Source organism: Pseudomonas sp. lyk4-R2A-8 (assembly GCF_030209095.1).
GTDB lineage: Bacteria > Pseudomonadota > Gammaproteobacteria > Pseudomonadales > Pseudomonadaceae > Aquipseudomonas > Aquipseudomonas quebecensis.
Window position 1 is genome coordinate 196,973 of record NZ_JARVSS010000015.1, and the last position, 25,404, is coordinate 222,376.

Sequence of the window (25,404 nt, forward strand, 5' to 3'; positions counted from 1 at the left end):
CCTGTTACCTCTTGCGTAATACGTATACCCGCCACATGGCGTAGAGCGGTATGAAGTCCAGGGATTCCTGAACGCGAAAACCCGCCTGCTCGAATTCTGCTTCTACAGTAGCAGCCGGTAACACAAACCTGTTTTGGTAACCTTCCTGCTCACCTTTCCTACGACGACGCGCTTCCGAACGCTTGCGCTTCCACGCCTTGAAATTGCCGTCAACCCACAGTGAGATGATCACGCTGTCTCGGGTAACTCGCTGAAACTCCCGCAGTATCGCCAGGCGATGCGCCGGATCACCTATGTGGTGCAGCAAGCGCATGCAAAAAATGCTGTCGACCGCGTTATCTGGCAAATCAATATCAAAGGCTGAAGTCTGCAAAGGCCGTACCCGTTTCACCACCTCTGCCGGTTGGGCGCCGGTTGCTATCTTCAACATCGAAGCGGAATTATCGGCGCCAATAATGATTCGGTTGGGCTTTTCCGCCAGCAGCGGCCAGAAACGGCCGGCGCCACACGGCAAGTCCAAAACCAAACCGGGCTCGCCCGCCATCGCCAGCGCGCCTCGGGCCAATTGCTCGTCGCGTTTGTGGGACAACCGGCGCGCCAAATTGTCCTGATGCTTGAGCAAATATTTCTGAGCGTGCTGATCGTCGTACTTTTCGGAAAATTCGAGTTTGATCGGGGTAGGCATCAACAGGTCTCCAATGACTGATGCCTACAAACTATTCAGCGATACGTGATCGCCAGGTCAACTCGTTGTGAAAATCTTGTCCTGTCCAACTTCATACATTTCAAGACTTTACAAAGACAATCAATAGCAAGTCGCCATCTTCGCCGAATAACGGCGGCTTATGGCAGGATAGCGGCAGCAGACGCGATCAAGGCTTGACCTGACTCAACTCAACGTGAAAGCGGCAACCGTTGGGTTCCATGGTACTGAGGCTGACACTCCAGCCCTGGTTCTCGCAGATCCGCTGCACCAGTGACAGGCCCAGCCCCAGGCCTTCACCGCGCTTCTCAGTGCCACGCACGAACGGTTCGAACATGGCCTCGCGTTTTTCTTCGGGGATACCGACACCGCTGTCTTCCACCACGAAACCGGTAGGTTCCAGGGTCAGGCGGATAAAGCCCTGCTCGGTGTAATGCAAGGCGTTGCGCAGCAGGTTGCCCATTACGGCGTGCAGGAAGGTGGTGTTGTAGCGTGTGTCCAGAGGGCTGCCCGGTTGATAGATCAGTTGCAGGCCCTTCTGCTCGATGGGTTCGCGCCAGATCCCGAGCAAGTCCTCCGCCACCTGGGTGAGGCTTACCTGGGGCGACATGGTGGACTCGCTGTGTTGCGCCCGCGCCAGCATCAGGAAGGTTTGCACCAGCTCGCGCATTTCTTCGCAGGCCCTGGCGATACGCAGCACCTGGTTACGTCCACGCTGATCGATGGCCGGATTTTCCAGCAGCAATTCGCAGGAACTGGCCAGGACCATCAGGGGGGTGCGCAACTCGTGGCTTACGTCGCTGGTGAACAACTGCTCACGGGATAGCGCCTGGCGCAGTCGGCCCAATGTGGCGTCGAAGGCCACGGCCAATTCGCCCACTTCGTCAGCCGCATAGTCCGGCGCCAGAGGCGGTGCCAGGCCCAGCAACTGGTCACGGTGGCGCACCTGGCGAGCCAGGCGCACCACCGGCGCCATTACCTTGCGCGCCAGCACCCATCCCAGGAACACCGCCAGCGCCAGGCTGAGCACAAAGCCCACCAGGACCACGGCGAACAGCACCCGCTCACGCTCTTCGAAGTCACTTTGGTCCTGCAGCAGCACATAGCGCCGACCGTCGATCACTTCGACCATGGCGTGGTACGACAGCGACTCGCGAAACACCTCGTGAAAGCCCGGTTCCAGATGACGCAAATCCTTGGGCAATTCAAAGTCGCCACGGCCGCCGCTGAAATAGAACAGTTGGTCCGGCTCGGGTCGATGACTCCAGTCTTCGACGCTGTCCATCAGCAGCAAGCGTTGCAGGTCACCGCCCAGGCCCGCTGAAATCAACTTCTCTTCCACCAGGTGCACCGTCGCAACGATGCCCATGGCGAAGGCGCCCGCCACCAGTGCGCTCATCAAGGCAAACGCGATGATGATGCGCTGGGCAAGGCTTTGCTTAAACTCCATCGCGACCCTCGGCCAGGCGGTAACCCACGCCGTGCACCGTGTGCAGCAATGGCTTGGCAAACGGTTTGTCGATCACCTGGCGCAGTTGGTGGACATGGCTGCGCAGGCTGTCGCTGTCCGGGCAATCATCGCCCCACAGCGCTTCTTCGAGAATTTCGCGGCGCAGCACATGGGGGCTTTTCTGCATCAGCACCGCCAGCAGCTTCAGGCCGACCGGGTTGAGCTTGAGCAGGCGCCCTTCTCGGGTCACTTCCAGGGTGTCGAGGTCGTAGCTCAGGTCGCCCACTTGCAACGCGCGGCGCCCGCCACCCTGGGCACGACGCAGCACCGCTTCGATGCGCGCGGCGAGTTCCGACAGGGCAAATGGCTTGAGCAGGTAGTCATCGGCGCCGGACTTGAAACCCTGCAGCCGGTCGTCCAACTGATCGCGCGCGGTGAGCATGATCACCGGCGTATCACGACGCGCATCTTCGCGCAGGCGTTTGCACAAGGTGTAGCCATCGATGCCCGGCAGCATGATGTCGAGCACGATCAGGTCGTAGTGTTCGGTGGCGGCCAGATGCAGGCCCGACAGCCCGTCCTGCGCACAGTCGACGGTGTAGCCCTTCAGCCCCAGGTAGTCCGCCAGGTTGGCCAGAATATCGCGGTTGTCTTCAACCAATAAAATTCGCATGGGCAGTGTCTCCGTACGCGGTAACGGCCGTGTTGGCTCGCGCAGCTTAAGGCCAAGTCGGGCTCAGGGATAGACCTCCAGGGCGCGTGGATCAAGGTTTTCAATCAAATTGAGAGGGCAACGAGTTTTTCACTATAGCTTCACAAACTGACTACAGTGTCAGGACGACCATCGCCTCCCATTTATATAAGGAACATAGACATGGGTTTGGTCAAAACTGCGCCAATGCGCTATTTGCTGTTGATAACCGGTGCCTGGTTACTGATTTTCCTGGTCACCCGTGCCGTGCTGTTGCTGACTCACTTGGACGAAGTCGGCGGTAACCTGCTGCCGGTGTTCGGCGTGGGGTTGCTGTATGACCTGGGGTTTCTTGCCTACGCAGCGCTGCCGCTGGGACTGTACGTGCTGCTATGCCCGCCGGGCCTGTGGCGTCGTCGCGGCCACCGCTGGTTTTTGCAGGCGGTACTCACGGTCAGTCTCTTCGCAATGCTGTTTACCTCGGTCGCCGAATGGCTGTTCTGGGACGAGTTCGGGGTGCGCTTCAACTTCATCGCCGTCGACTACCTGGTGTATTCCGACGAAGTGTTGAACAACCTGCTGGAGTCCTACCCGATCGGCAAACTGCTCAGCTTATTGGCAATGCTGGCCATTGTGTTGAGCCTGGCTTTGCGTAAAGCGTTCAATGCCGCCACGGCCTCACCACTGCCACCCTTGCGCGGCCGCTTGTTCAACGCGGTGGTGCTGGTGCTGGCCGTCGGCCTCAGCCTGCAGTTGATCAGTCAGGACAGCCCCCGCGCCCAGGGCGGCAATGCCTACAAAAACGAGCTGGCCAGTAATGGCCCATATCAGTTTTTTGCAGCCTTTCGTAACAACGAACTGGATTACTCGCAGTTCTACAAAAGCCTGCCGACCGACGTGGTCGCCCGCCAGTTGCGCGCCGAACTCAGCGAGCCCAACGCCCGCTTTATCGGCCAGGACCCGCTGGATATCCGCCGGTCCATCAGCCACTCCGGCCCGCCGAGCACGCCCAATATCGTGCTGGTAACCATCGAAAGCTTCAGCGCCAAATACATGGGCAGCAATGGCGACGGGCGCAATCTCACGCCGAACCTCGACGCGTTGCGAAAACAAAGCCTGTATTTCAATAACTTCTACGCCACCGGCACCCGCACAGACCGGGGCCTGGAAGCAATCACCCTGGCGATCCCTCCTACGCCGGGACGCTCGATCGTCAAACGCATCGGCCGTGAAAGCGGTTTCGCCAGCCTCGGGCAACAGCTCACCGCCGTCGGTTATGACAGCGTATTCGTGTACGGTGGGCGCGGTTACTTCGATAACATGAACGCGTTTTTCAGCGGCAACGGTTACCGCGTGGTCGATCAGAGCAGCGTACCCGAGGCCGAAATCTCGTTTAAAAACGCCTGGGGCATGGCCGACGAAGACCTGTACAAACAAACCCTGAAACTGGCCGACGCCGATTACGCCAAGCGGCAACCGTTCCTGCTGCAATTGATGACTACCTCCAACCATCGCCCTTACACCTATCCGGATGGGCGCATCGATATCAAATCCGGGAATGGCCGCGACGGCGCGGTGAAATACACCGACCATGCCATCGGTGAATTCCTCGACGCGGCACGTCAGAAGCCCTGGTTCGACAACACGATCTTTGTGTTCGTCGCCGATCACACGGCCGGCAGCGCGGGCAAGGAAGACTTGCCCATCACCAACTACCAGATTCCGCTGTTCATCTATGCGCCCAAACTGATCGACCCACGGGAGTCCGCGCAACTGGCCAGTCAGATCGACCTGGCGCCGACCCTGCTGGGCCTGATCAACCTGAGCTACGAGTCGACGTTCTTCGGCCGCGACTTGCTTCAGGATAACCCGCTGCCGCCGCGCGTGGTGGTCGGCAATTACCAGCATCTGGGGCTGTTCGACGGCAAGGACCTGGCCATTCTCAGCCCGCGCCTGGGTCTGCGTCGCCACGACCAGGCCTTGGCTGAAAGCCAGGAGTCGCGAGTGGGCAGTGATGATCCCTTGATCCAGCGAGCAATCACCTATTACCAGGCCGCCAGCTACGGGTTCAAACAACAGTTGTTGAGTTGGAAAGCGCCCCAGGAGACGAGCCCACGGCTGACCGAGCGCTAAGCCAGCTCATGACCCCCAAGCAATAAAAAAGCCCCGCCTGCATCACTGCAGGCGGGGCTTTTTCAGTACGGGGGTAAGGCTGGCTTACATCATGCCGCCCATGCCACCCATGCCGCCCATGTCTGGCATACCGCCGCCAGCCGAGCCTTCTTTCTTCGGTGCATCAGCGATCGCCGCTTCGGTGGTCAGGATCAGACCGCCAATGGAGGATGCTGCCTGCAGCGCCGAACGGGTTACCTTGGTTGGGTCCAGGATGCCCATTTCGATCATGTCGCCGTAGACGCCAGTCGCAGCGTTGTAACCGTAGTTACCTTTGCCGTTCTTGACTTCGTTGACCACAACGCTTGGCTCGTCGCCGGAGTTGGCAGCGATCTGGCGCAGTGGTGCTTCAACAGCGCGACGCAGTACAGCGATGCCGACGTTCTGGTCAGCGTTGTCGCCGGTCAGGTCAGTCAGGGCTTCCAGGGCACGGATCAGCGCAACGCCACCGCCAGGTACCACACCTTCTTCAACGGCTGCACGGGTTGCGTGCAGGGCGTCTTCAACGCGGGCCTTCTTCTCTTTCATTTCAACTTCGGAACCGGCGCCAACCTTAATCACTGCAACGCCGCCGGACAGCTTGGCCAGACGCTCTTGCAGTTTTTCACGGTCGTAGTCGGAGGAAGTTTCGGCAACCTGGGCACGGATCTGGTTGATGCGCGACTCGATGTCGCCTTCAACGCCGGCACCGTCAACGATGATGGTGTTTTCCTTGGACAGGGTCACACGCTTGGCGCTACCCAGGTTTTCCAGGGTGGCGCTTTCCAGGCTCAGGCCGATCTCTTCGGAGATAACGGTACCGCCGGTCAGGACGGCGATGTCCTGCAGCATGGCCTTGCGACGATCGCCGAAGCCTGGCGCCTTGACGGCGGCGACTTTGACGATGCCACGCATGTTGTTCACAACCAGAGTCGCCAGGGCTTCGCCTTCAACGTCTTCAGCCACGATCAGCAGTGGGCGACCGGCTTTGGCAACAGCTTCCAGCACCGGCAGCATTTCGCGGATGTTGGAGATTTTCTTGTCGACCAGCAGGATCAGCGGGCTGTCCAGCTCGGCAACCATGGTGTCAGGCTTGTTGACGAAGTACGGAGACAGGTAGCCGCGGTCGAACTGCATGCCTTCTACCACCGACAGTTCGTTTTCCAGGCCCGAGCCTTCTTCAACGGTGATCACGCCTTCTTTACCGACTTTTTCCATGGCTTCGGCAATGATGTCGCCGATGGAGTTGTCGGAGTTGGCGGAGATGGTACCCACCTGAGCGATGGCCTTGGTGTCGGCGCATGGCTTAGACAGGTTCTTCAGCTCTTTGACGATGGCGATGGTCGCCTTGTCGATACCGCGCTTCAGGTCCATCGGGTTCATGCCGGCAGCAACGGCCTTGAGGCCTTCGTTGACGATCGACTGAGCCAGAACGGTGGCGGTGGTGGTGCCGTCGCCTGCGTCATCGTTGGCACGGGAGGCAACGTCTTTAACCAGCTGCGCGCCCATGTTTTCGAAACGGTCTTCCAGTTCGATTTCTTTGGCGACGGAAACGCCGTCCTTGGTGATGGTCGGAGCGCCGAAGCTCTTCTCGATGATCACGTTACGGCCTTTCGGGCCCAGGGTCGCTTTTACTGCGTCAGCCAGAACGTTGACACCAGTGAGCATTTTCTTGCGGGCGGAGTCGCCGAATTTAACTTCTTTAGCAGCCATGATCGATATTCCTTAAATACTTTGACGTAACGGGAAAATGAGCGGGAAATCAGCCTTCCAGTACAGCGAGAATTTCGTTCTCAGCCATTACCAGCAGGTCTTCGCCGTCGACTTTCACAGTGTTGCTACCGGAGTAAGGGCCGAAAACAACCTTGTCACCCACTTTCACGGCCAGCGCGCGTACTTCACCGTTCTCCAGGGTCTTGCCCGGACCCGCAGCGACGATCACACCGTGGTTGGCTTTTTCAGCAGCCGAACCTGGCAGAACGATGCCGCCAGCGGTTTTCTTTTCTTCTTCGCTGCGACGGATGACGACGCGGTCGTGCAGAGGACGAAGCTTGCTCATTGTCGATCTCTCCTAATTGTGTTTTTCATCGGCCGGTATCAATTCCGGCGGGTTAAATTCCGGCGGTGCCGGTCGCGGTTCGCTGGGCGAAACGCGGAAGTCTGTCTAGTGTCACCACCAGAAACCTTGCGGTGACCGTTACATAAGGGCGCCTGTGCTTATTACAAGGGCCCGCGAATGAAATTTTTTATGTCCAGGGAGCCGGTAAATGCAGCACGGCACCTGAAGGTGCCGTGTGGGTGGGGGTTATTTGCCGTCGCGGTGCTCGAACTCGCCTTCGATCACATCGCCTTCACGGCCCAGAGGCTGGCGCGGGGCCGGGCCACCACGAGGCTGCAGGTCGTCGGCGAACGCACGCTGGCGAATCGCGGCCTCTTCGGCGCGCTGGCGCATTTTGCCGGCCAGCAATTTGCGGGTGACCGGCAGCAGCATCACCAGACCGACTGCGTCGCTGATGAAACCCGGCAGGATCAACAGGCCACCGGCCAGGGCCATCATCAGGCCTTCCAGCATGGTCTGGGCGGGCAACTCGCCGCGGTTCAGGCTTTCCCGGGCACGTAATGCCGTAGCCAGTCCGGCGACGCGCAGCACTAGAACGCCAAGCATCGAGCCTAGAATGATCAACAGCAATGCCGGGAAAAACCCGATCGCACTGCTGACCTGAACGAAGACGAACAGCTCCAACACCGGGAACAGCAGAAAGAGCAATAAAAAAGGGCGCATCAAATGGTTCCTCAACGCAAGAATGCCTTGCCAGTCCACCTTAGATGACGTCGCCGTTTCGTGAATTCAAGCGTCGGACGCCGTTTTTTTCGGCCAGGCAGCGGCATGAGCCAATGAAACCAGGGCTTCGCGCACCTGTGTCGGCGTGTTGCAAGACGTTGCGAACGGCAGCCAGTGCAACGACTGACCAATGCGCAGGTGCATGCCCTCACTGTCGATCCCGGCCAACTGCGCGGGCTCGCCGGCAGGCAAATCGGCAAGTGCCACGTAATGCGAAATCGCCTTGGCATGGTCGCTGTTCATGTGCTCGACCATGCTGCGCTCGGCCGTGCCGGCGAAAGGGTTAGCCAGGGTCAGCTGATCAAGCCAATGGATCGCGCCGAACCCGCCTATATAGCGGTGACGCACCGGCTTGAGCACCCAGAAATCAAAATCGTGGGCCTTGTGGTAGTTGGCCGACTCGGGGAAGTAGCGGTAATAGCGTTCGGCCGCTACCTCGATGGCGGTGGCGTCCTGCAGTTTTTCGGCTTCGGCCAGGTAGGTCAGGCGCCCCACTGCCTGCACATCGTCCGCCTCGCGCTCGCCGACCAGCAGCGAACACTTGGGATCTTTTTGCAGGTTATGGGTGTGCTGGGCGATGCGGCTGATCAGAATCAATGGCCGGCCCTGCTCGTCCAGGCAGTACGGCACCACCGATCCAAAGGGAAAGCCGGGCATGGCTTTGGACAATGTGGAGAGAGCCCCACGGTATTCCTTGAGCAACAGCTCTCGGGCGTTCCTGGCAACCTGTGCGCTCAACGTATGACTCCTCGGGTATTCAGCCGCCCACTGCGTATGGGAATGGATCTCAACACAAGGTAATCAATAAAGGCCGCGGTTGCCAGGGGCTCGATTACCAGGCCACGCCGAACCCAGCGGTGTAGCGGGTTTTGCTCAGGCTGCTCTGGGAGTCGCCGCTGATCACATCGCGCTCGGCCTTGAGGTTGAGCGATGCCCACTCGGTGACTTTGTAGCGCAGGCCCATTTCCGCATCCAACGAGTACTCGGCCGGTGCATCGATAGGCTTGCCCAGTTCGCCGTTGGTGAAGAACTCAACGGTCTTGCCCACCAGGTAGCGGTTGTAGTTCCACTTCATGGCCAGGGAATAGAAGTTGTCTTTGCCGCCGTCGGCATATTCATAGTCGGTTCGGTTGACCAGCGAGCCGAGGGAGAACGCGCCCAGTTCATCGTCCCAGAACTGGTAGCCGGGGCCGGTACCCACGGTGCGCTGGCGGGCCAGGTCTTCAACCTTGTCGCGCTTGTAGGTCAGACGCCCTTGCCAGAACCAGTGCTCGGTGAGAAAACGGTCCAGGTCGTATTCCAGCGCCCAGTTGTCGGTGGTGGTCACATCGTCCTGAAATTCGCGGTTGTACTCGCCCTGCCCGGTATGGCGCCATTGACCATGACGCGCGGACGTCTTGAAATCGATATCGTAGTCGTTGGTGTCTTTCTCGGCGCGCTTGTAATCCAGGGCCAGGTCGACGTTGCCCTTCCATACCAGGTCCTCGATCACAGGCTTTGGCTTGATGATCTGCTGAATGCTCGCCAGCTCCACGGTCTTGGGTGCCTCGCCATTGGCCAGCACCACCTTGCCGTCTTCCGCCGCGTGGAGGGACTTGGCCTTCTCGCCGCTGTAGGCATCCTGCTTGACCAGCAGTTCCTGGTCGCTTTCCAGGGTTTTGACCTGCTTCCAGTCCACGGGCACAGCGCCGGCGTAAGCGGTCTGGATCAGCAACTTGCCGCCGTCGAACAGCTTGATTTTGCCGGTCAGGCGATCACCGTTTTTCAACCAGACGGTATCGGCAAGCAGAGGCGTTGAGGCACTGAGAACAGCAAGGCACAGCAGGGTTCTGGACAACATAAGCGGATTCGAGGCTCGGGCGTGGCGAAAAGAGGGCATTATCGTGTTAGATCACGTCTTAGCAAGCACTGACTCAAGGATCGCAGATGAGTTCAATTCTCACCGCCATATTCACAGACGTTTCTTACATTATTACTGACGTTTTAAACGGATAGCGCCACAGTGAATCCCACACTCGAGCCTGAACAAAGCCCTGCCGAGATACGCCGCACAGCGCTGTACCTGACGCTGGCACAAGTGCCCGAAGGCTGCGTGGTGAGCTACGGCGAGCTGGCGCACCTGGCCGGTTTAGGGCGCGCGGCTCGCTGGGTGGGCCGCACCTTGAGCCAGCTCCCCGAAGACACGCGCTTGCCCTGGCATCGTGTGCTGGGTGCCGGCGGTCGGATAAGCCTGCCGGTCGGCAGCGCCTCGGGCGACGAACAACGTGCGCGTTTGCGCAGCGAAGGCGTCAGTATCCTGAACAATCGCGTTGATATTCAGCGCCATGGCTGGCGCCCGGTAGAGCACAGCGGTTAGAGTGCGCGCTTTGTTTCCGTGAATCTGAGGCAGACTCCAGCCCATGCCCCGTAAAACCTGGCGCGCCGCGCTCGCTGCCTATGCCAGCCCCTCGACGTTAGTGCTGTTGTTGCTCGGCTTCGCTGCCGGCATGCCTTACATGTTGGTGTTCTCGACGCTTTCGGTGTGGTTGCGCGAAGCCGGTGTGGCCCGCGAAACCATCGGTTATGCCAGCCTGATCGGGTTGGCGTACGCCTTCAAATGGGTCTGGTCACCGCTGCTCGACCAATGGCGCCTGCCGCTGCTCGGCAAACTCGGGCGGCGTCGTTCCTGGCTGGTGCTGGCCCAGTCGCTGGTGATCCTGGGCTTGATCGGCATGGGCTTCTGCGATCCGCAGAAGCATTTGTCCTGGCTGATCGCCATTGCAGTGATCGTCGCCTTTGCCTCCGCTACCCAGGACATTGCGGTCGACGCCTATCGCCTGGAAATCGCCGACGACAGTCGCCAGGCTGCCTTGGCCGCCAGCTATATGTCCGGTTATCGGATCGCCGCGCTGCTGGCCACCGCCGGCGCACTGTTTTTCGCCGAAGGTTTCGGCTCCACCGGCTTCAACTACAAACACTCGGCGTGGACCGGCACCTATGTGCTGTTCGGCGTGCTGATGATTCCAGCCTTGCTGACCACCCTGCTCATGCGCGAGCCCAATGTGCCACTGCGCACCCAGTTGCAGGCCGGCCGCTACAGCTTCGTGCATCAACTGGTGTCGGTGTTCGTGCTGATCGTACTGCTGGTGTCGGTACCGGCGATGTTCACCCAGTTGTACAACACCGATTTCGCCAGTGTGCTCTTCCAGGGCGTGAGCCTGTGGGACCTGCTGATGGAAGACCGCGCGTTCCTGCGGGCCATCCTCTATATCACGCTCACCAGCCTGTGCCTGTCGGCCATGGGCCGGCGTGGCCTGGCGCCGGTGCTGACACCGGTCAACGACTTTATCCTGCGCTATCGCTGGCAGGCGTTGCTGCTGCTGGGCCTGATCGCAACGTATCGCATGTCCGACACGGTCATGGGCGTGATGGCCAATGTGTTCTACATCGACCAGGGCTTTACCAAGGACCAGATTGCCGGGGTCAGCAAAATCTTCGGCCTGATCATGACGCTGCTCGGCGCCGGCATGGGCGGCCTGCTGATTGTGCGCTTCGGCATCCTGCCGATCCTGTTCATCGGTGGCGTAGCGTCGGCCGGCACCAACCTGCTGTTCGTGATGCTCGCCGACATGGGCCCGGACCTGCAGATGCTGATTTTCACCATCTCACTGGATAACTTCAGCTCGGGCCTGGCCACGTCGGCCTTCGTGGCCTACTTGTCGAGCCTGACCAACCTCAAGTTCTCCGCTACCCAATATGCGCTGCTCAGCTCGATCATGCTGTTGTTGCCGCGCCTGATCGGCGGGTATTCGGGGGTGATGGTGGAGAAGTTCGGCTATCACAACTTCTTCCTGATCACCTGCATGCTGGGGGTGCCGACGCTGCTGCTGATCGCGTTGCACTGGTATCAGGAGAATCGGCGGATTCGGTTGAGTCCACCGGCTGAGGACTGACAATGTGGGAGGGGCGTTGCGACGATTCGACTTGCCCCCTCCCACATACCCCTCTGCATTCTGATGCCTGTACTCCGGCAGCCCGCGCCCGTACAATCCCAAGTCATTTCAAGTTCAAGCAACCGACAACGGCCTACCATGCGTACCAGTCAATATTTGCTCGCCACACAGAAAGAAACGCCTTCCGATGCGGTCGTGATCAGCCACCAACTGATGCTGCGCGCCGGCATGATCCGCAAACTGGCCTCGGGCCTGTACACCTGGTTGCCCATGGGCTTGAAGGTGATGCGCAAGGTCGAAGCCATCGTTCGTGAAGAAATGAACGCCGCCGGCTCCCTGGAAGTGTTGATGCCGAGCACTCAGCCGGCCGAACTGTGGCAGGAATCCGGACGTTGGGAAGAGTACGGCCCTGAGTTGCTGCGCTTCAAGGACCGTCATGGCCGCGATTTCTGCGCCGGCCCGACCCATGAAGAAGTGATCACCGACCTGATGCGCAACGAGCTGAGCAGCTATAAACAGTTGCCGCTGAACCTGTATCAGATCCAGACCAAATTCCGTGATGAAATCCGCCCACGCTTCGGCTTGATGCGCGGCCGTGAATTCATCATGAAGGACGCCTATTCGTTCCACGCTGACCAGGCGTCCCTGCAGGTCACCTACGACCGCATGCACCAGGCCTATTGCAACGTGTTCACGCGCCTGGGCCTGAAATTCCGCCCGGTTGAAGCGGATAACGGTTCCATCGGCGGCGCCGGCTCCCACGAATTCCACGTACTGGCCGAGTCCGGCGAAGACGATATCGTGTTCAGCAACGGCTCCGACTACGCGGCGAACATCGAGAAAGCCGAGGCCGTGCCACGGGAAACCTCGCGCCCTGCCCCGACCGAAGAACTGCGCCTGGTGGACACCCCGGACACCAAGACCATCGCGGCCCTGGTGGAAAAATTCAATCTGCCGATTGAAAAGACCATCAAGACGCTGATCGTGCACGCTGAAGAAGAAGGCAAGCTGATCGCGCTGGTGATCCGTGGCGACCACGAACTCAATGAAATCAAGGCCGCCCAGCAGCCGGGCGTTGCCAACCCACTGGTCATGGCCACCGATGCCGAGCTGCGCGACGCCATTGGCGCTGGCGCCGGTTCCCTCGGCCCGCTGAACCTGCCGCTGCCGATCATCATCGACCGTTCGGTCGAGCTGATGAGCGACTTCGGTATCGGTGCGAACATCGACGACAAGCACTATTTCGGCGTGAACTGGGAGCGTGACCTGCCGGTTCCCACCGTCGCCGACCTGCGCAACGTGGTGGCCGGCGACCCTAGCCCGGATGGCAAGGGCACCCTGGAAATCAAGCGTGGCATCGAAGTCGGGCACATCTTCCAGCTGGGCAACAAATACAGCAAAGCGATGAAGTGCGAAGTGCTGGGCGAGAACGGCAAGCCGATCACCCTGGAAATGGGGTGCTACGGTATTGGCGTGTCCCGCGTGGTGGCGGCTGCCATCGAGCAGAACAACGACGAGAAAGGCATCATCTGGAGTGACGCCCTGGCGCCGTTCCAAGTGGCGCTGGTACCGCTGCGCTATGAAACCGAGCAAGTACGCGAAGCCACCGACAAACTGTATGCCGAACTGACGGCCGCCGGTTTTGAAGTGTTGCTTGATGACCGGGACAAGAAAACCAGCCCTGGCATCAAGTTCGCCGACATGGAACTGATTGGCATCCCTCACCGGATCGTGGTCAGCGACCGCGGCCTGGCCGATGGCAATCTGGAATACAAGAGCCGGACCGAAGCCGAAGCCCAACCGTTGCCGGTGGCTGACGTGCTGTCTTTCCTTCAGGCGCGTATTCGTCGCTGAAAACCAGATCAAGAGAAGTCATGTTCAAGCGAAACACCAGAGCCCTGGGGGGCGCCGCCTTGTGCGGCGCCCTGCTGGTCAGCGGCTGCGCCAATCAGATGTCGCAACGCAGCGAGCACGAGGAGCGGGTCGAGCGCAAATTGCTCGATCACAGCCTGCAGATCGATGTAGGCGAGCCCAAAGTGCTGGAACTGCCGCAACGCCGGGTGCGCATTCACGAACAAAAGACCTTTGAGGTCACCGAGTTCGAAGTCACCCGTCGTTATGACCGCTATACGCCTTACCAACCCTGGCGCGAAGTGTATGAAATGCCACTGGGTGCGGTGGCGTTGGTAGCAGGTGCAGGCGCCAACGTGGCGAACATCTTCGCCCTCGGCAACCTGCCGACGAGCGTGACCCATGATTGGCTGATCTACGGCGTGGACGGGCTCAACCCATTCATGAACGTGCAGTCTCATGGTCGCGCGCAGCAGAATCTGGCCGGTATCGATGAAGTCCAGCGCGACAAGCGCCTGGAGTATTCGAGCCTGCCCTGGAGCGAACGTCCGGTCCAGGTCACTGCCGGCAAACAGACCCATGAGCTGACCACCGACCGCAACGGCGTGCTGCGCCTGAATTTGCTGGACAGCCCCTTTGCCGAGCAGGACCTGAACCACGTCACCACCTTGAAGATCAATGTGGAGGATGGTCAGGACGATGTGCACGTGGATTCGACATTGGCCATCAGCCACACCCTGCGTGGCAAGTTGCTCGAAGCCCACGGTTTGATCTACGACGACCTGGAAGACGACGAAGTCAGCCAGTGGGTGCACCGCGTCAAACGCTTGTCGGAGTTGGGCCTGGAAGAAGAAGCCAGCGAGCTGGAACAAAGCCTGATCGAACTGACCCGCAATGATCCTGAGTTGCAGCAGGAATTTTTGCAGGCGTTGACCAAGGATGCAGGGCGACTCGTAGCGGATCCAGGCGCACGCTGAGAGCGCAAAGGGTTGGAGATCAAATGTGGGAGGAGCCCCTTCCACATTTTGACTGGCGGTTTCTACCAGGCGAACTCTAACTGTTCGTTACCGCCACTCAGGTCCAGCAAGCGCACGCCAATCCCCAGCAAACGCACTGGTTTCCCACCGCGATTGAACGCCTGGGTCAGTAGCTGCTGATAACTCTCCAGATCCCGCCCTGCCCCGGCCTGCTCCAAGGTGGTCTGGGTAAAGTCATGAAACTTCACCTTAACGAACGGCTTGCCCGCCCGATAACTGCTGTCGATGCGCGCCATGCGCCCGGCCAGGGTTTCCATCAGCTCAGGCAGCTTGGCCAGGCAACTTGAGAGATCCGGCAGATCGGTATCGTAGGTATTTTCCACACTGATGGATTGTCGCCGGCTGTCATTCTGCACCGCGCGCTCATCAATCCCACGGGCGAGACTCCATAGTCGCTCGCCAAAACTGCCGAATTCACGTACCAGCGCCAGCTTGTTCCACTCTCGCAGTTGCAGACAGTCCTCGATACCCAGGCGTGCCAGCTTGTCGGCGGTGACCTTGCCCACCCCATGAAGCTTGCTCACACGCAGCTGGGAGACGAAATCTTCAATCTGGTCCGGGGTAATCACAAACAGGCCGTTAGGCTTCTTCCAGTCGCTGGCGATCTTGGCCAGGAACTTGTTCGGCGCCACGCCAGCAGACACGGTGATGTGCAGTTGGTTGGAAACCCGACGGCGGATGTCCTGGGCGATGCGCGTGGCACTGCCGCCAAAATGCGGGCTGTCGGAAACGTCCAGGTAAGCCTCATCCAGTGAAAGCGGTTCGATCAGATCGGTATAGTCGCGAAAGATCGTGTGAATTTCCTTCGACGCTTCTTTATAGGCATCCATGCGCGGCTTGACGATGGTCAGGTCCGGGCACAGCTTCAGGGCATGCCGTGACGACATTGCCGAACGCACACCGTAGGCCCGTGCTTCATAGTTGCACGTGGCGATCACCCCGCGCCGATCCGCCGAGCCGCCCACGGCCAGTGGCTTGCGGGCCAGGCTCGGGTCATCGCGCATCTCGATGGCGGCGTAGAAGCAATCACAGTCGACGTGGATGATTTTGCGCTGCGTCATAAATAGAAGGGGTAATCCAACGGGCGTTCAGTATCGCACTCACCCCCTGTATATAGCACCAGTAGTTTGAATCTTCCGTCTGAGCGGTAGGAATTTTCCTGATGAGATTTAATTTCTCAATCGAAACAAGCCGCGCAATAGAGCTGAAACCCTCGGCCTGCCTGGGCCCGTGCGGTCAAGGAAGCCGTTATCGAGAGCTAACCGATTGAACCCAAAGCGCTTTTCTTGCAATCACAGGTTGACACACTCGCGTTCCTCTGTAGAATGCCGACACACAGACGCGGGATGGAGCAGTCTGGTAGCTCGTCGGGCTCATAACCCGAAGGTCGTCGGTTCAAATCCGGCTCCCGCAACCAAACATCAAAAAAGGCTACTCGAAAGAGTGGCCTTTTTTGTGCCTGCCTGTTTTACATCTGTACGAAAATTGTAAGACAAAAAAATCTTTAGTCGCCGCGCACTTAGCGCTCCTGACCGGTATGCAGCCTCCGATTCACACTTATTTGACCCATCGGGCCATTAACGGTTGACACCTCGCCGCTGGACTGTAGAATGCCGCCCACAGACGCGGGATGGAGCAGTCTGGTAGCTCGTCGGGCTCATAACCCGAAGGTCGTCGGTTCAAATCCGGCTCCCGCAACCAAACATCAAAAAAGGCTGCTCGAAAGAGTGGCCTTTTTTGTATCTGAAGAAAAAGTTCTTCTGAAACAATGAGATGGCATATTTCATGAAACCGCACACGGTTTGTGGAGTCCATCTGATCACGCGCTATGCTTACTCCTCTACGACCAATGGCCGCAGTCGCCGCACCCGGTGATACGCGTTAATATTTGTAATTATTTTGTCCATAGGGATTGGTAACTTGGCTGGATACCTCCATCCTGTCGCGCACAATCCACGAGGTGATTGATGCGCGCCAACTCGTCTGAACCACAAGATTCCGTCACAGCAACCCAACCGATCGCCCCCACCCGTTTGCGCTGGCTCGATCTGTTGAGCAAATACCGACAGCCGATCGGCCTGGCAGTGACGTTGCTGCTGTTCGCCATCGCCCTGATCGCCTGCCGACATCTGTTGCTGGAACTGGATCTCTACGCTCTCCACGACTCGATCCTGGAAGTGCCCAAGCCAGCCTTGCTGGGAGCCTTCGCTGCGGCCGTCGCCGGCTTTGTGATCCTGCTGGGCTATGAGTTTTCCGGCGCCCGCTACGCAGGGGTAAACCTGCCCGCCAAGACCTTGGCCCTCGGCGGCTTTACCGCCTTCGCCATCGGCAATGCCATTGGCCTGTCGATGCTCTCGGGCGGATCGGTGCGCTACCGTCTCTATGCACGCCATGGCATCGGGGCCTCGGAAGTAGCCCGCATGACGGTGTTTGCCAGCCTGGCCTTGGGCACTGCCCTGCCGCCGCTGGCCGCGATCGCGACATTGAGCAACCTGCCGGCCGCCTCCAGCTATCTGCATCTGCCGCAAATACTGCTCGGCGGTATTGCCGGCGCGGTGCTGATACTGTCGGCCGCGCTGTGCATCGGTATCTATCGCCGTCGTTTGCCGGAACAGCCCTATCCGGACAACCTGCTGGTCAAGGTCGGCCGCCGCACCCTGCGCCTGCCGGGTCGTCGCCTGACCTTCCTGCAACTGGTCATTACCGCACTGGATGTTGCCGCCGCCGCCGCCGTCCTTTATATGCTGCTGCCGGAAGCGCCGCCCTTCGGCCCGTTCCTGCTGGTCTACCTGCTGGCCCTGGCCGCAGGTGTGCTCAGCCACGTACCGGGCGGTGTGGGAGTGTTCGAGGCGATCCTGCTCGCAGCCTTCGCCGACAAGCTCGGCGCCGCGCCACTGGCGGCGGCGTTGCTGCTCTATCGCATGATCTACGTGGTGCTGCCACTGCTGATCGCTTGCGTTTTCCTGCTGGTCAACGAGGCCCAGCGCCTGTTCCAGACCCAGCAGAGCCTGCGAGTGGCCTCGGGCCTGGCGGCCCCGGTGCTGGCCGTACTGGTTTTTTTGTCCGGCGTGGTCCTGCTGTTTTCCGGCGCCACGCCGGAGATCGATTCACGCCTGGAAAACATCGGCTTCCTGATTCCCCACCGCCTGATTGACGCCTCCCACTTCGGTGCCAGCCTGATCGGCGTGCTGTGCCTGCTGCTCGCCCAGGGCCTGCGTCGACGCCTGTCGGCCGCCTGGATGCTGACCATGGTGTTGCTGTTGGTGGGCGCCCTGCTTTCGCTGCTTAAAGGCTTCGACTGGGAAGAAGCCAGTCTGATGACCATGACCGCGGTGCTGCTGGCGATCTTCCGACGTTCGTTCTACCGCGCCAGTCGCCTGACCGAACTGCCGTTTTCGCCGCTGTACCTGGTGGCCAGCGTATGCGTGCTGGGCGCCTCGATCTGGCTGCTGTTGTTTGCCTACCAGGACGTCCCCTACAGCCACCAACTCTGGTGGCAGTTCACCCTCGACGCCAACGCCCCGCGTGGCCTGCGCTCCTTGCTCGGCGCCGCCGTGCTGTTGGTGATCGTGTCGCTGACCTGGCTGCTGCGTACTGCGCGCCCCGTGATCCATCTGCCCACGCCGGAAGAACTGGAGCGCGCCACCAGGATCCTGATGGCCTCGTCCCAACCCGACGGTGGCCTGGCGTTGACGGGAGACAAAGCCCTGCTCTTCCACCCCAATGACGAAGCGTTCCTGATGTACGCCCGCCGTGGGCGCAGCCTGGTGGCCCTGTACGACCCGATCGGGCCGACCCAACAACGCGCCGAGATGATCTGGCAGTTCCGCGACCTGTGCGACATCCACCATGCGCGCCCGGTGTTCTACCAGGTGCGGGCGGAGAATCTGCCGTACTACATGGACATCGGCCTGACCGCGATCAAGCTGGGCGAGGAAGCCCGCGTGGACCTCAAGCGCTTTGACCTGGAAGCCAAGGGCAAAGAGATGAAGGATTTGCGCTACACCTGGAACCGTGGCACCCGGGATGGCCTGTCCCTGGAGATCTGCGAGCCGGGCACGGCGCCGATGGATGAATTAAAAGTTATCTCGGACGCCTGGCTTACCGGTAAGAATGTGCGCGAAAAAGGCTTTTCCCTGGGGCGCTTCAGTGATGACTACCTCAAGCACTTTCGCATCGCGATCATTCGCTTCGAAGGGCGCCCGGTGGCCTTCGCCAACCTGCTCGAAACCTACAACCATGACCTGGCCAGTCTGGACCTGATGCGTGCGCACCCGGACGCGCCCAAGCTGACCATGGAGTTCATGATGGTCGGCCTGATTCAACACTATAAGAACCATGGCTACGCCCGCTTCAGCCTCGGCATGGTGCCGTTGTCGGGCCTGCAGCCACGACGCGGCGCCCCATTGACCCAACGCCTGGGCTCGATGGTGTTCCGTCGCGGCGAGCAACTGTATAACTTTCAAGGTTTGCGCCGCTTCAAAGACAAATTCCAGCCTGACTGGGAACCTCGCTATATGGCCGTGCCCGCAGGACTCGATCCGCTGGTGGCACTGGCCGATACCGCCGCCCTCATCGCGGGCGGCTTGACTGGATTGGTGAAACGCTGATGATTCGACGCTCCTGGCGGTATGTATTGGCCTTAGTAGTGCTGCTCGCCCTGATCCTGGGTGGCGGCTTTTGGTACTGGAACCGCCCTGCCCCGCAGCCCACTCTGGAGCAATTGCCCCAGGCCGATGGCGCGGCGCTGACCCGTGTGACCCCGGCCGGCACCGCCAAAGCCCGCGTGATCGTGGCCGTGCTGGCCGACGACGTGCTGGCCGACAGCCAACTGCTGGCCCTGAGCCAGGGCGGCAAGGCGCAGATCGTGCAAGTGGTGCTGCCCAAGGATGACTGCAAACTGCAGGAACAAGCCCTGCAAGAGGCCCTGGCGCAGCTCAAGGGCCCGGCCACCCTGGTCAGCGGCATCGGCCCTGGCGCAGCACTGGCCTGGCGCTGGCTGGCCACACAGAACGACGACAAGGCCAACGCCATCTCGGTCGGCTTTGCGCTTGTGCAGGAAGGGTGCAAGGATCCTTTGCCGAAAACCGCCGCCCACGGCAACTGGCTGGTGGCATGGAATGACAACCCTGACGATGAAAGCGCCAGCTTCGTACGTGACACGCCGCGCGCCACCACCAGCATCAGCGACTACGACATTCATTACCCGCAAGTGCTGAACAACGAACTGCGCAAGCAATTGGTCGGTTCGGACAACGGCGGGCTGGCGATCCCGGTGGTCGAAGTGCCGGCCGGCCAGGCCAAGGACACGGTAACGCTGTTCCTCTCCGGTGATGGCGGCTGGCGCGACCTGGACCGCGACGTAGCCAGCGAGATGGCCAAGATCGGCTACCCGGTGGTCGGCATCGACACACTGCGCTACTACTGGCAGCACAAGACGCCGGAACAAAGCGCCAAAGACCTCACCGAATTGATGCAGCACTACCGGCAAAAGTGGGGCACCAAGCGCTTCGTGCTGACCGGCTACTCCTTCGGCGCCGACGTCCTGCCGGCCATTTACAATCGCCTGCCGGAGAACGAGCAACAGCGGGTCGATGCAATCATCCTGCTGGCCTTCGCCCGTACCGGCAGCTTTGAAATCGAAGTGGAAGGCTGGCTGGGTAACGCCGGTAAAGAAGCCGCCACCGGACCCGAAATGGCCAAGCTGCCGGCAGACAAGGTGGTGTGCATCTACGGTGCCGAAGAAGTCGACGAGAGCGGCTGCACCGACAAGACCGCCGTGGGTGAAGCCTTGAAGCTGCCGGGCGGGCATCACTTCGACGAAAATTATCCGGCGCTGGCCAAACGGTTGGTGGATATCATCGTCAAGCACCAGGCCAAAACCGAATAAAATCGGCCTTACAGGAATCAAAATGTGGGAGGAGGCTTGCCCCCTCCCACCTTTGTTTGGTCAGCGCGGCTCGATATGCGCGATCATCAGTTGCACGGTTTCATTGCCACGGAACTCGTTCACATCCAGCTTGTAGGCCAGTTCAACCCAACGCACCGTTGGGTTCGGCCAGACCTCCCGATCCACCCCGAACGCGATGCCATCGAGCTTCACCGAACCGCACTCACTCTTGAGCACCACTTTCAGGTGGCGCTCCCCCACCACACGTTGCTCCACCAACTGGAACACGCCGTGAAATAACGGCTCGGGAAAGTGCTGCCCCCATGGGCCGGCATGTCGCAGAGCGCGGGCCAGTTCCAGGTGGAATTCCTCCACCGCCAGAGTGCCGTCGGACAGCAGGCGGCCCGTGAGGTCTTCTTCGCGCAATTGGCGACGCACTTCGGCATCGAAGGCTTGCGCGAACAGTGGGAAGTTTTCCTCAGGCAATGTCAGCCCCGCCGCCATCGCGTGCCCGCCGTATTTCGCGATCAGCGTGGGATGCTGGCTGGCAACCACGGCCAGGGCGTCGCGGATGTGAAAACCCGGCACAGAGCGCCCTGAGCCTTTGAGCAGGCCGTCCCCGGCGTCGGCAAAGGCGATGGTCGGCCGGAAGTAGCGCTCTTTCATGCGCGACGCCAGGATACCGATTACTCCTTGGTGCCACTGCGGGTCGAACAGGCACAGGCCATAGGGCATGGAGTCCACCGGCAAGTCCTTGAGCTGGGCCAGGGCTTCGCGCTGCATGCCTTGCTCGATGGATTTGCGGTCCTGGTTCATGCCGTCCAGTTGTGCGGCCATCTCGCGCGCCGCGGCAACATCTCGGGTGAGCAGGCATTCGATGCCCAGGCTCATATCATCCAGGCGCCCGGCGGCATTGAGCCGTGGCCCGAGAATAAAGCCGAGGTCGGTAGAGGTGATTCGCGCCGCGTCGCGCTTGGCCACCTCCAGGATCGCCTTGATCCCCGGCCGCGCCCGTCCGGCGCGGATGCGCTCCAGCCCTTGATGCACCAGGATGCGGTTGTTGGCGTCCAGGGGCACCACGTCCGCGACGCTGCCCAGGGCAACCAGATCGAGCAGATCACCAATATTGGGCTGCGGTGTGTTCGCGTATCGGCCCAACTCGCGCAGGCGCGCGCGCAGGGCCATCAATACGTAGAAGATCACGCCGACACCGGCCAAGGCTTTACTGGGGAAGGTGCACCCCGGCTGGTTCGGGTTGACGATAGCATCCGCCGCCGGCAACTCTTCCCCCGGCAAGTGGTGATCGGTCACCAATACCTTCAGCCCGGCCGCCTTGGCCGCGGCCACGCCTTCGACGCTGGAGATACCGTTGTCCACGGTGATCAGCAATTGCGGCTCGCGCTGCAGGGCCACGGCGACGATTTCCGGCGTCAGGCCGTAGCCGTATTCGAAGCGATTGGGCACCAGGTAGTCGACATGGGCAGCGCCCAGCAGCCGCAGGCCCAGGGTGCCGACGGCGCTGGCCGTGGCGCCATCGGCGTCGAAGTCGCCCACGATCAGGATGCGCTGGCGCTGCTCCAGCGCCGTCACCAGCAAATCCACCGCCGCGTCGATGCCCTTGAGCTGCTGATAGGGAATCAACCGCGCCAAACTCTTGTCCAGCTCGGCCTCGGACTGCACCCCGCGCGCGGCGTAGAGGCGGGTCAACAGCGGGGGCAGTTCACCGAGAAACGGCAGGACGGCGGGCAATGGGCGGGGATCGATACGCATGGGGTGACGGGCACTTCTCTTCTAATACAACGGTTAAACAGCAAGGCTGAAATCAACTGAACTCAATCGCGTTCGCCGACCAGCCATTGCAGTTGCACTTCATGCTGGCCGCGGTCGTCGGTGACGAAGATCGTACCTTCGCTGATCATCACGTCCCACTTGATCACGCGGGGCATGTCCTTGGCCAGGGTCTCGAGGACTTCCTGCGGTACGGCTGCGATGTGCACATTCTTCAGGTTGTTGGCCACCGGCACCACCTTGCCTTCCCACACGCGCAGGCTACCGTACGCCAGCAGGCTGGTGCGCTCGGTGCGACGCGAGCACCAGGTCAGGCGGTCGGCATCGGGCTGGCCGACTTCGATCCAGTGCAATACACGGTCATCCAGGCTTTTCTCCCACAAGGCCGGTTCGTCTACATCTGACAGGCCACGGCCAAACGACAACTGCTCGTTGTACCAAAGCGCGTAGGCCAGGAGCCGCACGGTCATGCGTTCTTCAGTCTCCGACGGATGGCGAGCGATGGTCTGTTTGACACTCTCGTACACCGAGCGATCGAGGTCGGTGAGGTTAAGTTCGAATTTGTAGGTCGTGGACGGCTGGGCCATGAACGGGCTTCTAGAGACAAGGAAAGGCGGCCAGTCTAACCGATGGCGACGCCAATCCACGAATACTGCGCTGCATCCGCCTTATCCCTGGGCCCTCGCCTATGTTAAAAGGCATCACACACCTGTTCTGCGCAGCCAAGGATCCCCATGTCGTTTAATGCCAAACCGCTTGCCGGCCTGAAAGTCATCGAACTCGGCACCCTGATCGCGGGCCCGTTCGCCTCACGTATCTGCGCGGAATTCGGCGCCGAGGTGATCAAGGTCGAATCCCCGGACGGCGGCGATCCGCTGCGCAAATGGCGCAAGCTGTATGAAGGCACATCGCTTTGGTGGTTCGTGCAGGCGCGCAATAAGAAATCCCTGACGTTGAACCTCAAACACCCGGATGGCCTGGCCATTCTCAAGCAACTGCTGGCGGATGCCGACATTCTGATCGAAAACTTCCGTCCCGGCGTGTTGGAAAAACTGGGCCTGAGCTGGGAGACCTTGCACGCGCTCAACCCGAAACTGGTGATGGTGCGGCTGTCGGGTTTTGGCCAGACCGGGCCGATGAAGGACCAGCCAGGGTTCGGCGCGGTGGGCGAATCCATGGGCGGGCTGCGTTATATCACGGGCTTCGAAGACCGCCCGCCGGTACGCACCGGGATTTCCATCGGCGACTCTATCGCGGCGTTGTGGGCGGTAATCGGCGCGCTGATGGCGCTGCGGCATCGCGAGGTCAACGGCGGCCAGGGCCAGATGGTCGATGTGGCGCTGTATGAAGCCATTTTCGCCATGATGGAAAGCATGATTCCCGAGTTCGACGTGTTCGGCTTCATCCGCGAACGCACCGGCAACATCATGCCCGGCATCACGCCCTCCTCGATCCACACCAGCGCGGACGGCAAGCATGTACAGATCGGCGCCAATGGCGACGCAATCTTCAAGCGTTTCATGGCGACCATCGGTCGTGACGACCTGGCCAACGATCCCCAACTGGCCAGCAACGACGGTCGCGACAGTCGCCGCGATGAGCTATACGGCGTGATCGACCGCTGGGTCAACGCCCTGCCGCTGGATCAGGTCATAGCGCAACTGAACCAGGCCGAGGTGCCTGCCAGTCGCATCTACAGCGCCGAGGACATGCTGGGAGACCCGCAGTTTCTGGCCCGGGAAATGTTCCTCAAGGCACAACTGCCCGGCGGCAAGGATTTCAAAATGCCTGGCATCGTGCCCAAGCTGTCGGACACGCCCGGCAGCTGCGAGTGGGTCGGCCCGCAGCTGGGCGAGCACAACGGCGCAGTCCTGGGCGAGCTGGGGTACGACACGGCGGCGATTGCGCGCCTGCGTGAGGAAGGCGCGATCTGATACGCCATCGGCACAGGCGAAGGCTTGCTCGGTTCGGCCTGGGCGCACAGAAGGCTGGCGGGTGCGTAGCGTCGCCCCCGCCCTGACAAATCGCAGGCAAAAAGAAACCCCGAAGAGTGGGGAGACACTTCGGGGTTAAACGTGGCCTACAACAAGACCAGTACAACAAGCCACAAACACCGGAGCACAATGTTTGCTCTTGCTGTTACGAAATCTGACCGGGCACGCTGTAGGAAGTTTCCATAAATAAACAATTCTTCATGCGCGCACGGCGCCGCGAGTCTGGGCGGCATTGCGCAGCGCGGCGATCACCGACGGTTCCAGCCGCCCTTCGGCGATTTTGATATCGCGCAACAGGCAATCCACCACATCCACCAGCCCGCGCTTGTCCATCAACTGTGCGCGGTCGAATTCACGCTCGACCACGATCGCGTCAGCAGGGTTCCTGACAGTCACCAAGCACTCATCCTGCATACCCGCGGTGGTCAACGTCACCTGATAAGGGCTCAGTGCTTCTTCGAGCAATAGGCTGATAATTTCCATCTCGATCACCACTCAATAGTTCGCAAACATTCTTGTAAACGGGAGCTGCATCTTTCCTTAGTGACTGGTTGCGACGTAGGAAAGTTCGCTTTTTTGTTTATGTGGGGTCGCCGGGGGATGACGTCTCCAGCATGCGCTAGCAACATGACAGGCAAAAAACGGCGGCACATAAATGCTTACGCAATGGGCTGCTGTTTTGGGGTTTGCCGGGCGCCAACGCTGAGGCTGAGGCTGAGGCTGAATCCTATACTCGATAAGCGTTGGCCGCGCTGCGATGCAGACACAAGCGCATGTCAAAAGGCCCATATTACGAAGGATAAAAGCGATGGCGGAACACAATGAACCGCAGACGTCGACAGACAGAATGCACGCAGAGGTGTCTCGTATTTTTGCCGAGGTGTCACGGATGAATGCCGAGATATCACGCATGAATGCAGAGCAAAACAAACTTCACGCAGAATCGCTGAAGATAACCTGTGAGACGTTCTGGTACCCGGTGGCTATCGCGACAGGCTTCTATGCCGCTGTGGGCACAGTCGTCGTGATCGCGCAGAAACTACTCTCGTAACGCGAGACCCGGGCCTGCCAGAAA

Annotated in this window: 21 protein-coding genes and 2 tRNA genes; 11 read left to right on the forward strand and 12 right to left on the reverse strand. The window is 60.2% G+C overall.

The window, feature by feature from the left end:
- Nucleotides 1-4: 4 nt before the first annotated feature.
- The 3 genes from QRN10_RS16535 to colR form a co-directional block, all read right to left on the reverse strand.
- Nucleotides 5-685 carry a class I SAM-dependent methyltransferase gene (locus QRN10_RS16535; protein ID WP_181078953.1) on the reverse strand — a complete coding sequence of 227 codons (681 nt, stop codon included), beginning with the start codon at nucleotides 683-685 and terminating at the stop codon, nucleotides 5-7.
- A 187-nt stretch (nucleotides 686-872) separates the two neighbouring features.
- Nucleotides 873-2,153 (reverse strand): sensor histidine kinase, encoded by a 1,281-nt coding sequence (locus tag QRN10_RS16540; RefSeq protein ID WP_285428720.1) that lies wholly within the window; start codon nucleotides 2,151-2,153, stop codon nucleotides 873-875.
- Nucleotides 2,143-2,826: a two-component system response regulator ColR gene (colR, locus tag QRN10_RS16545; RefSeq protein ID WP_034100290.1), complete on the reverse strand. Its 684-nt coding sequence runs from the start codon at nucleotides 2,824-2,826 to the stop codon at nucleotides 2,143-2,145. The genes QRN10_RS16540 and colR overlap by 11 nt, the downstream gene beginning before the upstream one ends.
- Nucleotides 2,827-3,027: 201 nt before the next feature.
- On the opposite strand from colR, the gene QRN10_RS16550 reads away from it, so the two are divergent.
- Complete coding sequence (locus tag QRN10_RS16550) at nucleotides 3,028-4,977, forward strand: LTA synthase family protein (RefSeq protein ID WP_181078949.1); 1,950 nt, start codon at nucleotides 3,028-3,030, stop codon at nucleotides 4,975-4,977.
- An 84-nt stretch (nucleotides 4,978-5,061) separates the two neighbouring features.
- On the opposite strand, the gene groL is transcribed toward QRN10_RS16550, so the two are convergent.
- The 5 genes from groL to QRN10_RS16575 all read right to left on the reverse strand — a co-directional run bounded on the left by groL (nucleotide 5,062) and on the right by QRN10_RS16575 (nucleotide 9,677).
- Entirely contained in the window at nucleotides 5,062-6,708 is a 1,647-nt protein-coding gene (groL, locus tag QRN10_RS16555) for a chaperonin GroEL (RefSeq protein ID WP_181078947.1), read from the reverse strand.
- A 49-nt stretch (nucleotides 6,709-6,757) separates the two neighbouring features.
- A complete protein-coding gene (locus QRN10_RS16560) occupies nucleotides 6,758-7,054 on the reverse strand; it encodes a co-chaperone GroES (RefSeq protein WP_017846112.1) in 297 nt (98 codons plus the stop codon).
- 246 nt (nucleotides 7,055-7,300) lie between these two features.
- A complete protein-coding gene (locus tag QRN10_RS16565) occupies nucleotides 7,301-7,777 on the reverse strand; it encodes an FxsA family protein (RefSeq protein WP_181078945.1) in 477 nt (158 codons plus the stop codon).
- 66 nt (nucleotides 7,778-7,843) lie between these two features.
- The gene (locus QRN10_RS16570; RefSeq protein WP_285428721.1) at nucleotides 7,844-8,575 is read right to left on the reverse strand and encodes a HugZ family pyridoxamine 5'-phosphate oxidase; all 732 of its coding nucleotides are present in this window, start codon (nucleotides 8,573-8,575) and stop codon (nucleotides 7,844-7,846) included.
- A gap of 94 nt (nucleotides 8,576-8,669) precedes the next feature.
- Entirely contained in the window at nucleotides 8,670-9,677 is a 1,008-nt protein-coding gene (locus tag QRN10_RS16575) for a DUF481 domain-containing protein (RefSeq protein WP_181078941.1), read from the reverse strand.
- 162 nt (nucleotides 9,678-9,839) lie between these two features.
- On the opposite strand from QRN10_RS16575, the gene QRN10_RS16580 reads away from it, so the two are divergent.
- From QRN10_RS16580 to QRN10_RS16595, 4 genes are all read left to right on the forward strand, one after another.
- Nucleotides 9,840-10,193 (forward strand): MGMT family protein, encoded by a 354-nt coding sequence (locus tag QRN10_RS16580; RefSeq protein ID WP_181078939.1) that lies wholly within the window; start codon nucleotides 9,840-9,842, stop codon nucleotides 10,191-10,193.
- Nucleotides 10,194-10,236: 43 nt separating this feature from the next.
- On the forward strand, nucleotides 10,237-11,769 hold the full coding sequence (locus tag QRN10_RS16585) for an AmpG family muropeptide MFS transporter (RefSeq protein ID WP_181078937.1): 1,533 nt from the start codon (nucleotides 10,237-10,239) through the stop codon (nucleotides 11,767-11,769).
- A gap of 138 nt (nucleotides 11,770-11,907) precedes the next feature.
- Nucleotides 11,908-13,623, forward strand: coding sequence for a proline--tRNA ligase (locus QRN10_RS16590; RefSeq protein WP_181078935.1), 1,716 nt, complete (start codon nucleotides 11,908-11,910; stop codon nucleotides 13,621-13,623).
- Nucleotides 13,624-13,643: 20 nt separating this feature from the next.
- A complete protein-coding gene (locus QRN10_RS16595) occupies nucleotides 13,644-14,597 on the forward strand; it encodes a hypothetical protein (protein WP_181078933.1) in 954 nt (317 codons plus the stop codon).
- A 62-nt stretch (nucleotides 14,598-14,659) separates the two neighbouring features.
- On the opposite strand, the gene dinB is transcribed toward QRN10_RS16595, so the two are convergent.
- On the reverse strand, nucleotides 14,660-15,718 hold the full coding sequence (gene dinB, locus QRN10_RS16600) for a DNA polymerase IV (protein ID WP_253509211.1): 1,059 nt from the start codon (nucleotides 15,716-15,718) through the stop codon (nucleotides 14,660-14,662).
- Between the two features lie 279 nt (nucleotides 15,719-15,997).
- Between dinB and QRN10_RS16605 the strand changes: the two genes are divergently transcribed.
- From QRN10_RS16605 to QRN10_RS16620, 4 genes are all read left to right on the forward strand, one after another.
- A tRNA-Met gene (locus tag QRN10_RS16605) sits at nucleotides 15,998-16,074 on the forward strand.
- A gap of 207 nt (nucleotides 16,075-16,281) precedes the next feature.
- Nucleotides 16,282-16,358 (forward strand) — tRNA-Met (locus tag QRN10_RS16610).
- Between the two features lie 266 nt (nucleotides 16,359-16,624).
- The gene (gene mprF, locus QRN10_RS16615) at nucleotides 16,625-19,267 is read left to right on the forward strand and encodes a bifunctional lysylphosphatidylglycerol flippase/synthetase MprF (RefSeq protein WP_181078929.1); all 2,643 of its coding nucleotides are present in this window, start codon (nucleotides 16,625-16,627) and stop codon (nucleotides 19,265-19,267) included.
- On the forward strand, nucleotides 19,267-20,547 hold the full coding sequence (locus QRN10_RS16620; RefSeq protein WP_285428722.1) for a virulence factor family protein: 1,281 nt from the start codon (nucleotides 19,267-19,269) through the stop codon (nucleotides 20,545-20,547). The genes mprF and QRN10_RS16620 overlap by 1 nt, the downstream gene beginning before the upstream one ends.
- Before the next feature lie 60 nt (nucleotides 20,548-20,607).
- Here QRN10_RS16620 and recJ read toward each other — a convergent pair whose 3' ends face one another.
- On the reverse strand, nucleotides 20,608-22,317 hold the full coding sequence (gene recJ / locus QRN10_RS16625; protein ID WP_253509218.1) for a single-stranded-DNA-specific exonuclease RecJ: 1,710 nt from the start codon (nucleotides 22,315-22,317) through the stop codon (nucleotides 20,608-20,610).
- 62 nt (nucleotides 22,318-22,379) lie between these two features.
- Entirely contained in the window at nucleotides 22,380-22,922 is a 543-nt protein-coding gene (locus QRN10_RS16630; protein WP_253509220.1) for a YaeQ family protein, read from the reverse strand.
- A 147-nt stretch (nucleotides 22,923-23,069) separates the two neighbouring features.
- Between QRN10_RS16630 and QRN10_RS16635 the strand changes: the two genes are divergently transcribed.
- Nucleotides 23,070-24,269, forward strand: a complete 1,200-nt coding sequence (locus QRN10_RS16635) for a CaiB/BaiF CoA transferase family protein (protein ID WP_253509222.1) — start codon at nucleotides 23,070-23,072, stop codon at nucleotides 24,267-24,269.
- A 258-nt stretch (nucleotides 24,270-24,527) separates the two neighbouring features.
- Here the strand turns inward: QRN10_RS16635 and QRN10_RS16640 are convergent, their stop codons facing one another.
- Entirely contained in the window at nucleotides 24,528-24,812 is a 285-nt protein-coding gene (locus tag QRN10_RS16640) for a DUF3509 domain-containing protein (protein ID WP_181078919.1), read from the reverse strand.
- 325 nt (nucleotides 24,813-25,137) lie between these two features.
- Between QRN10_RS16640 and QRN10_RS16645 the strand changes: the two genes are divergently transcribed.
- Nucleotides 25,138-25,380, forward strand: coding sequence for a hypothetical protein (locus QRN10_RS16645; protein ID WP_253509224.1), 243 nt, complete (start codon nucleotides 25,138-25,140; stop codon nucleotides 25,378-25,380).
- Nucleotides 25,381-25,404: the final 24 nt, after the last annotated feature.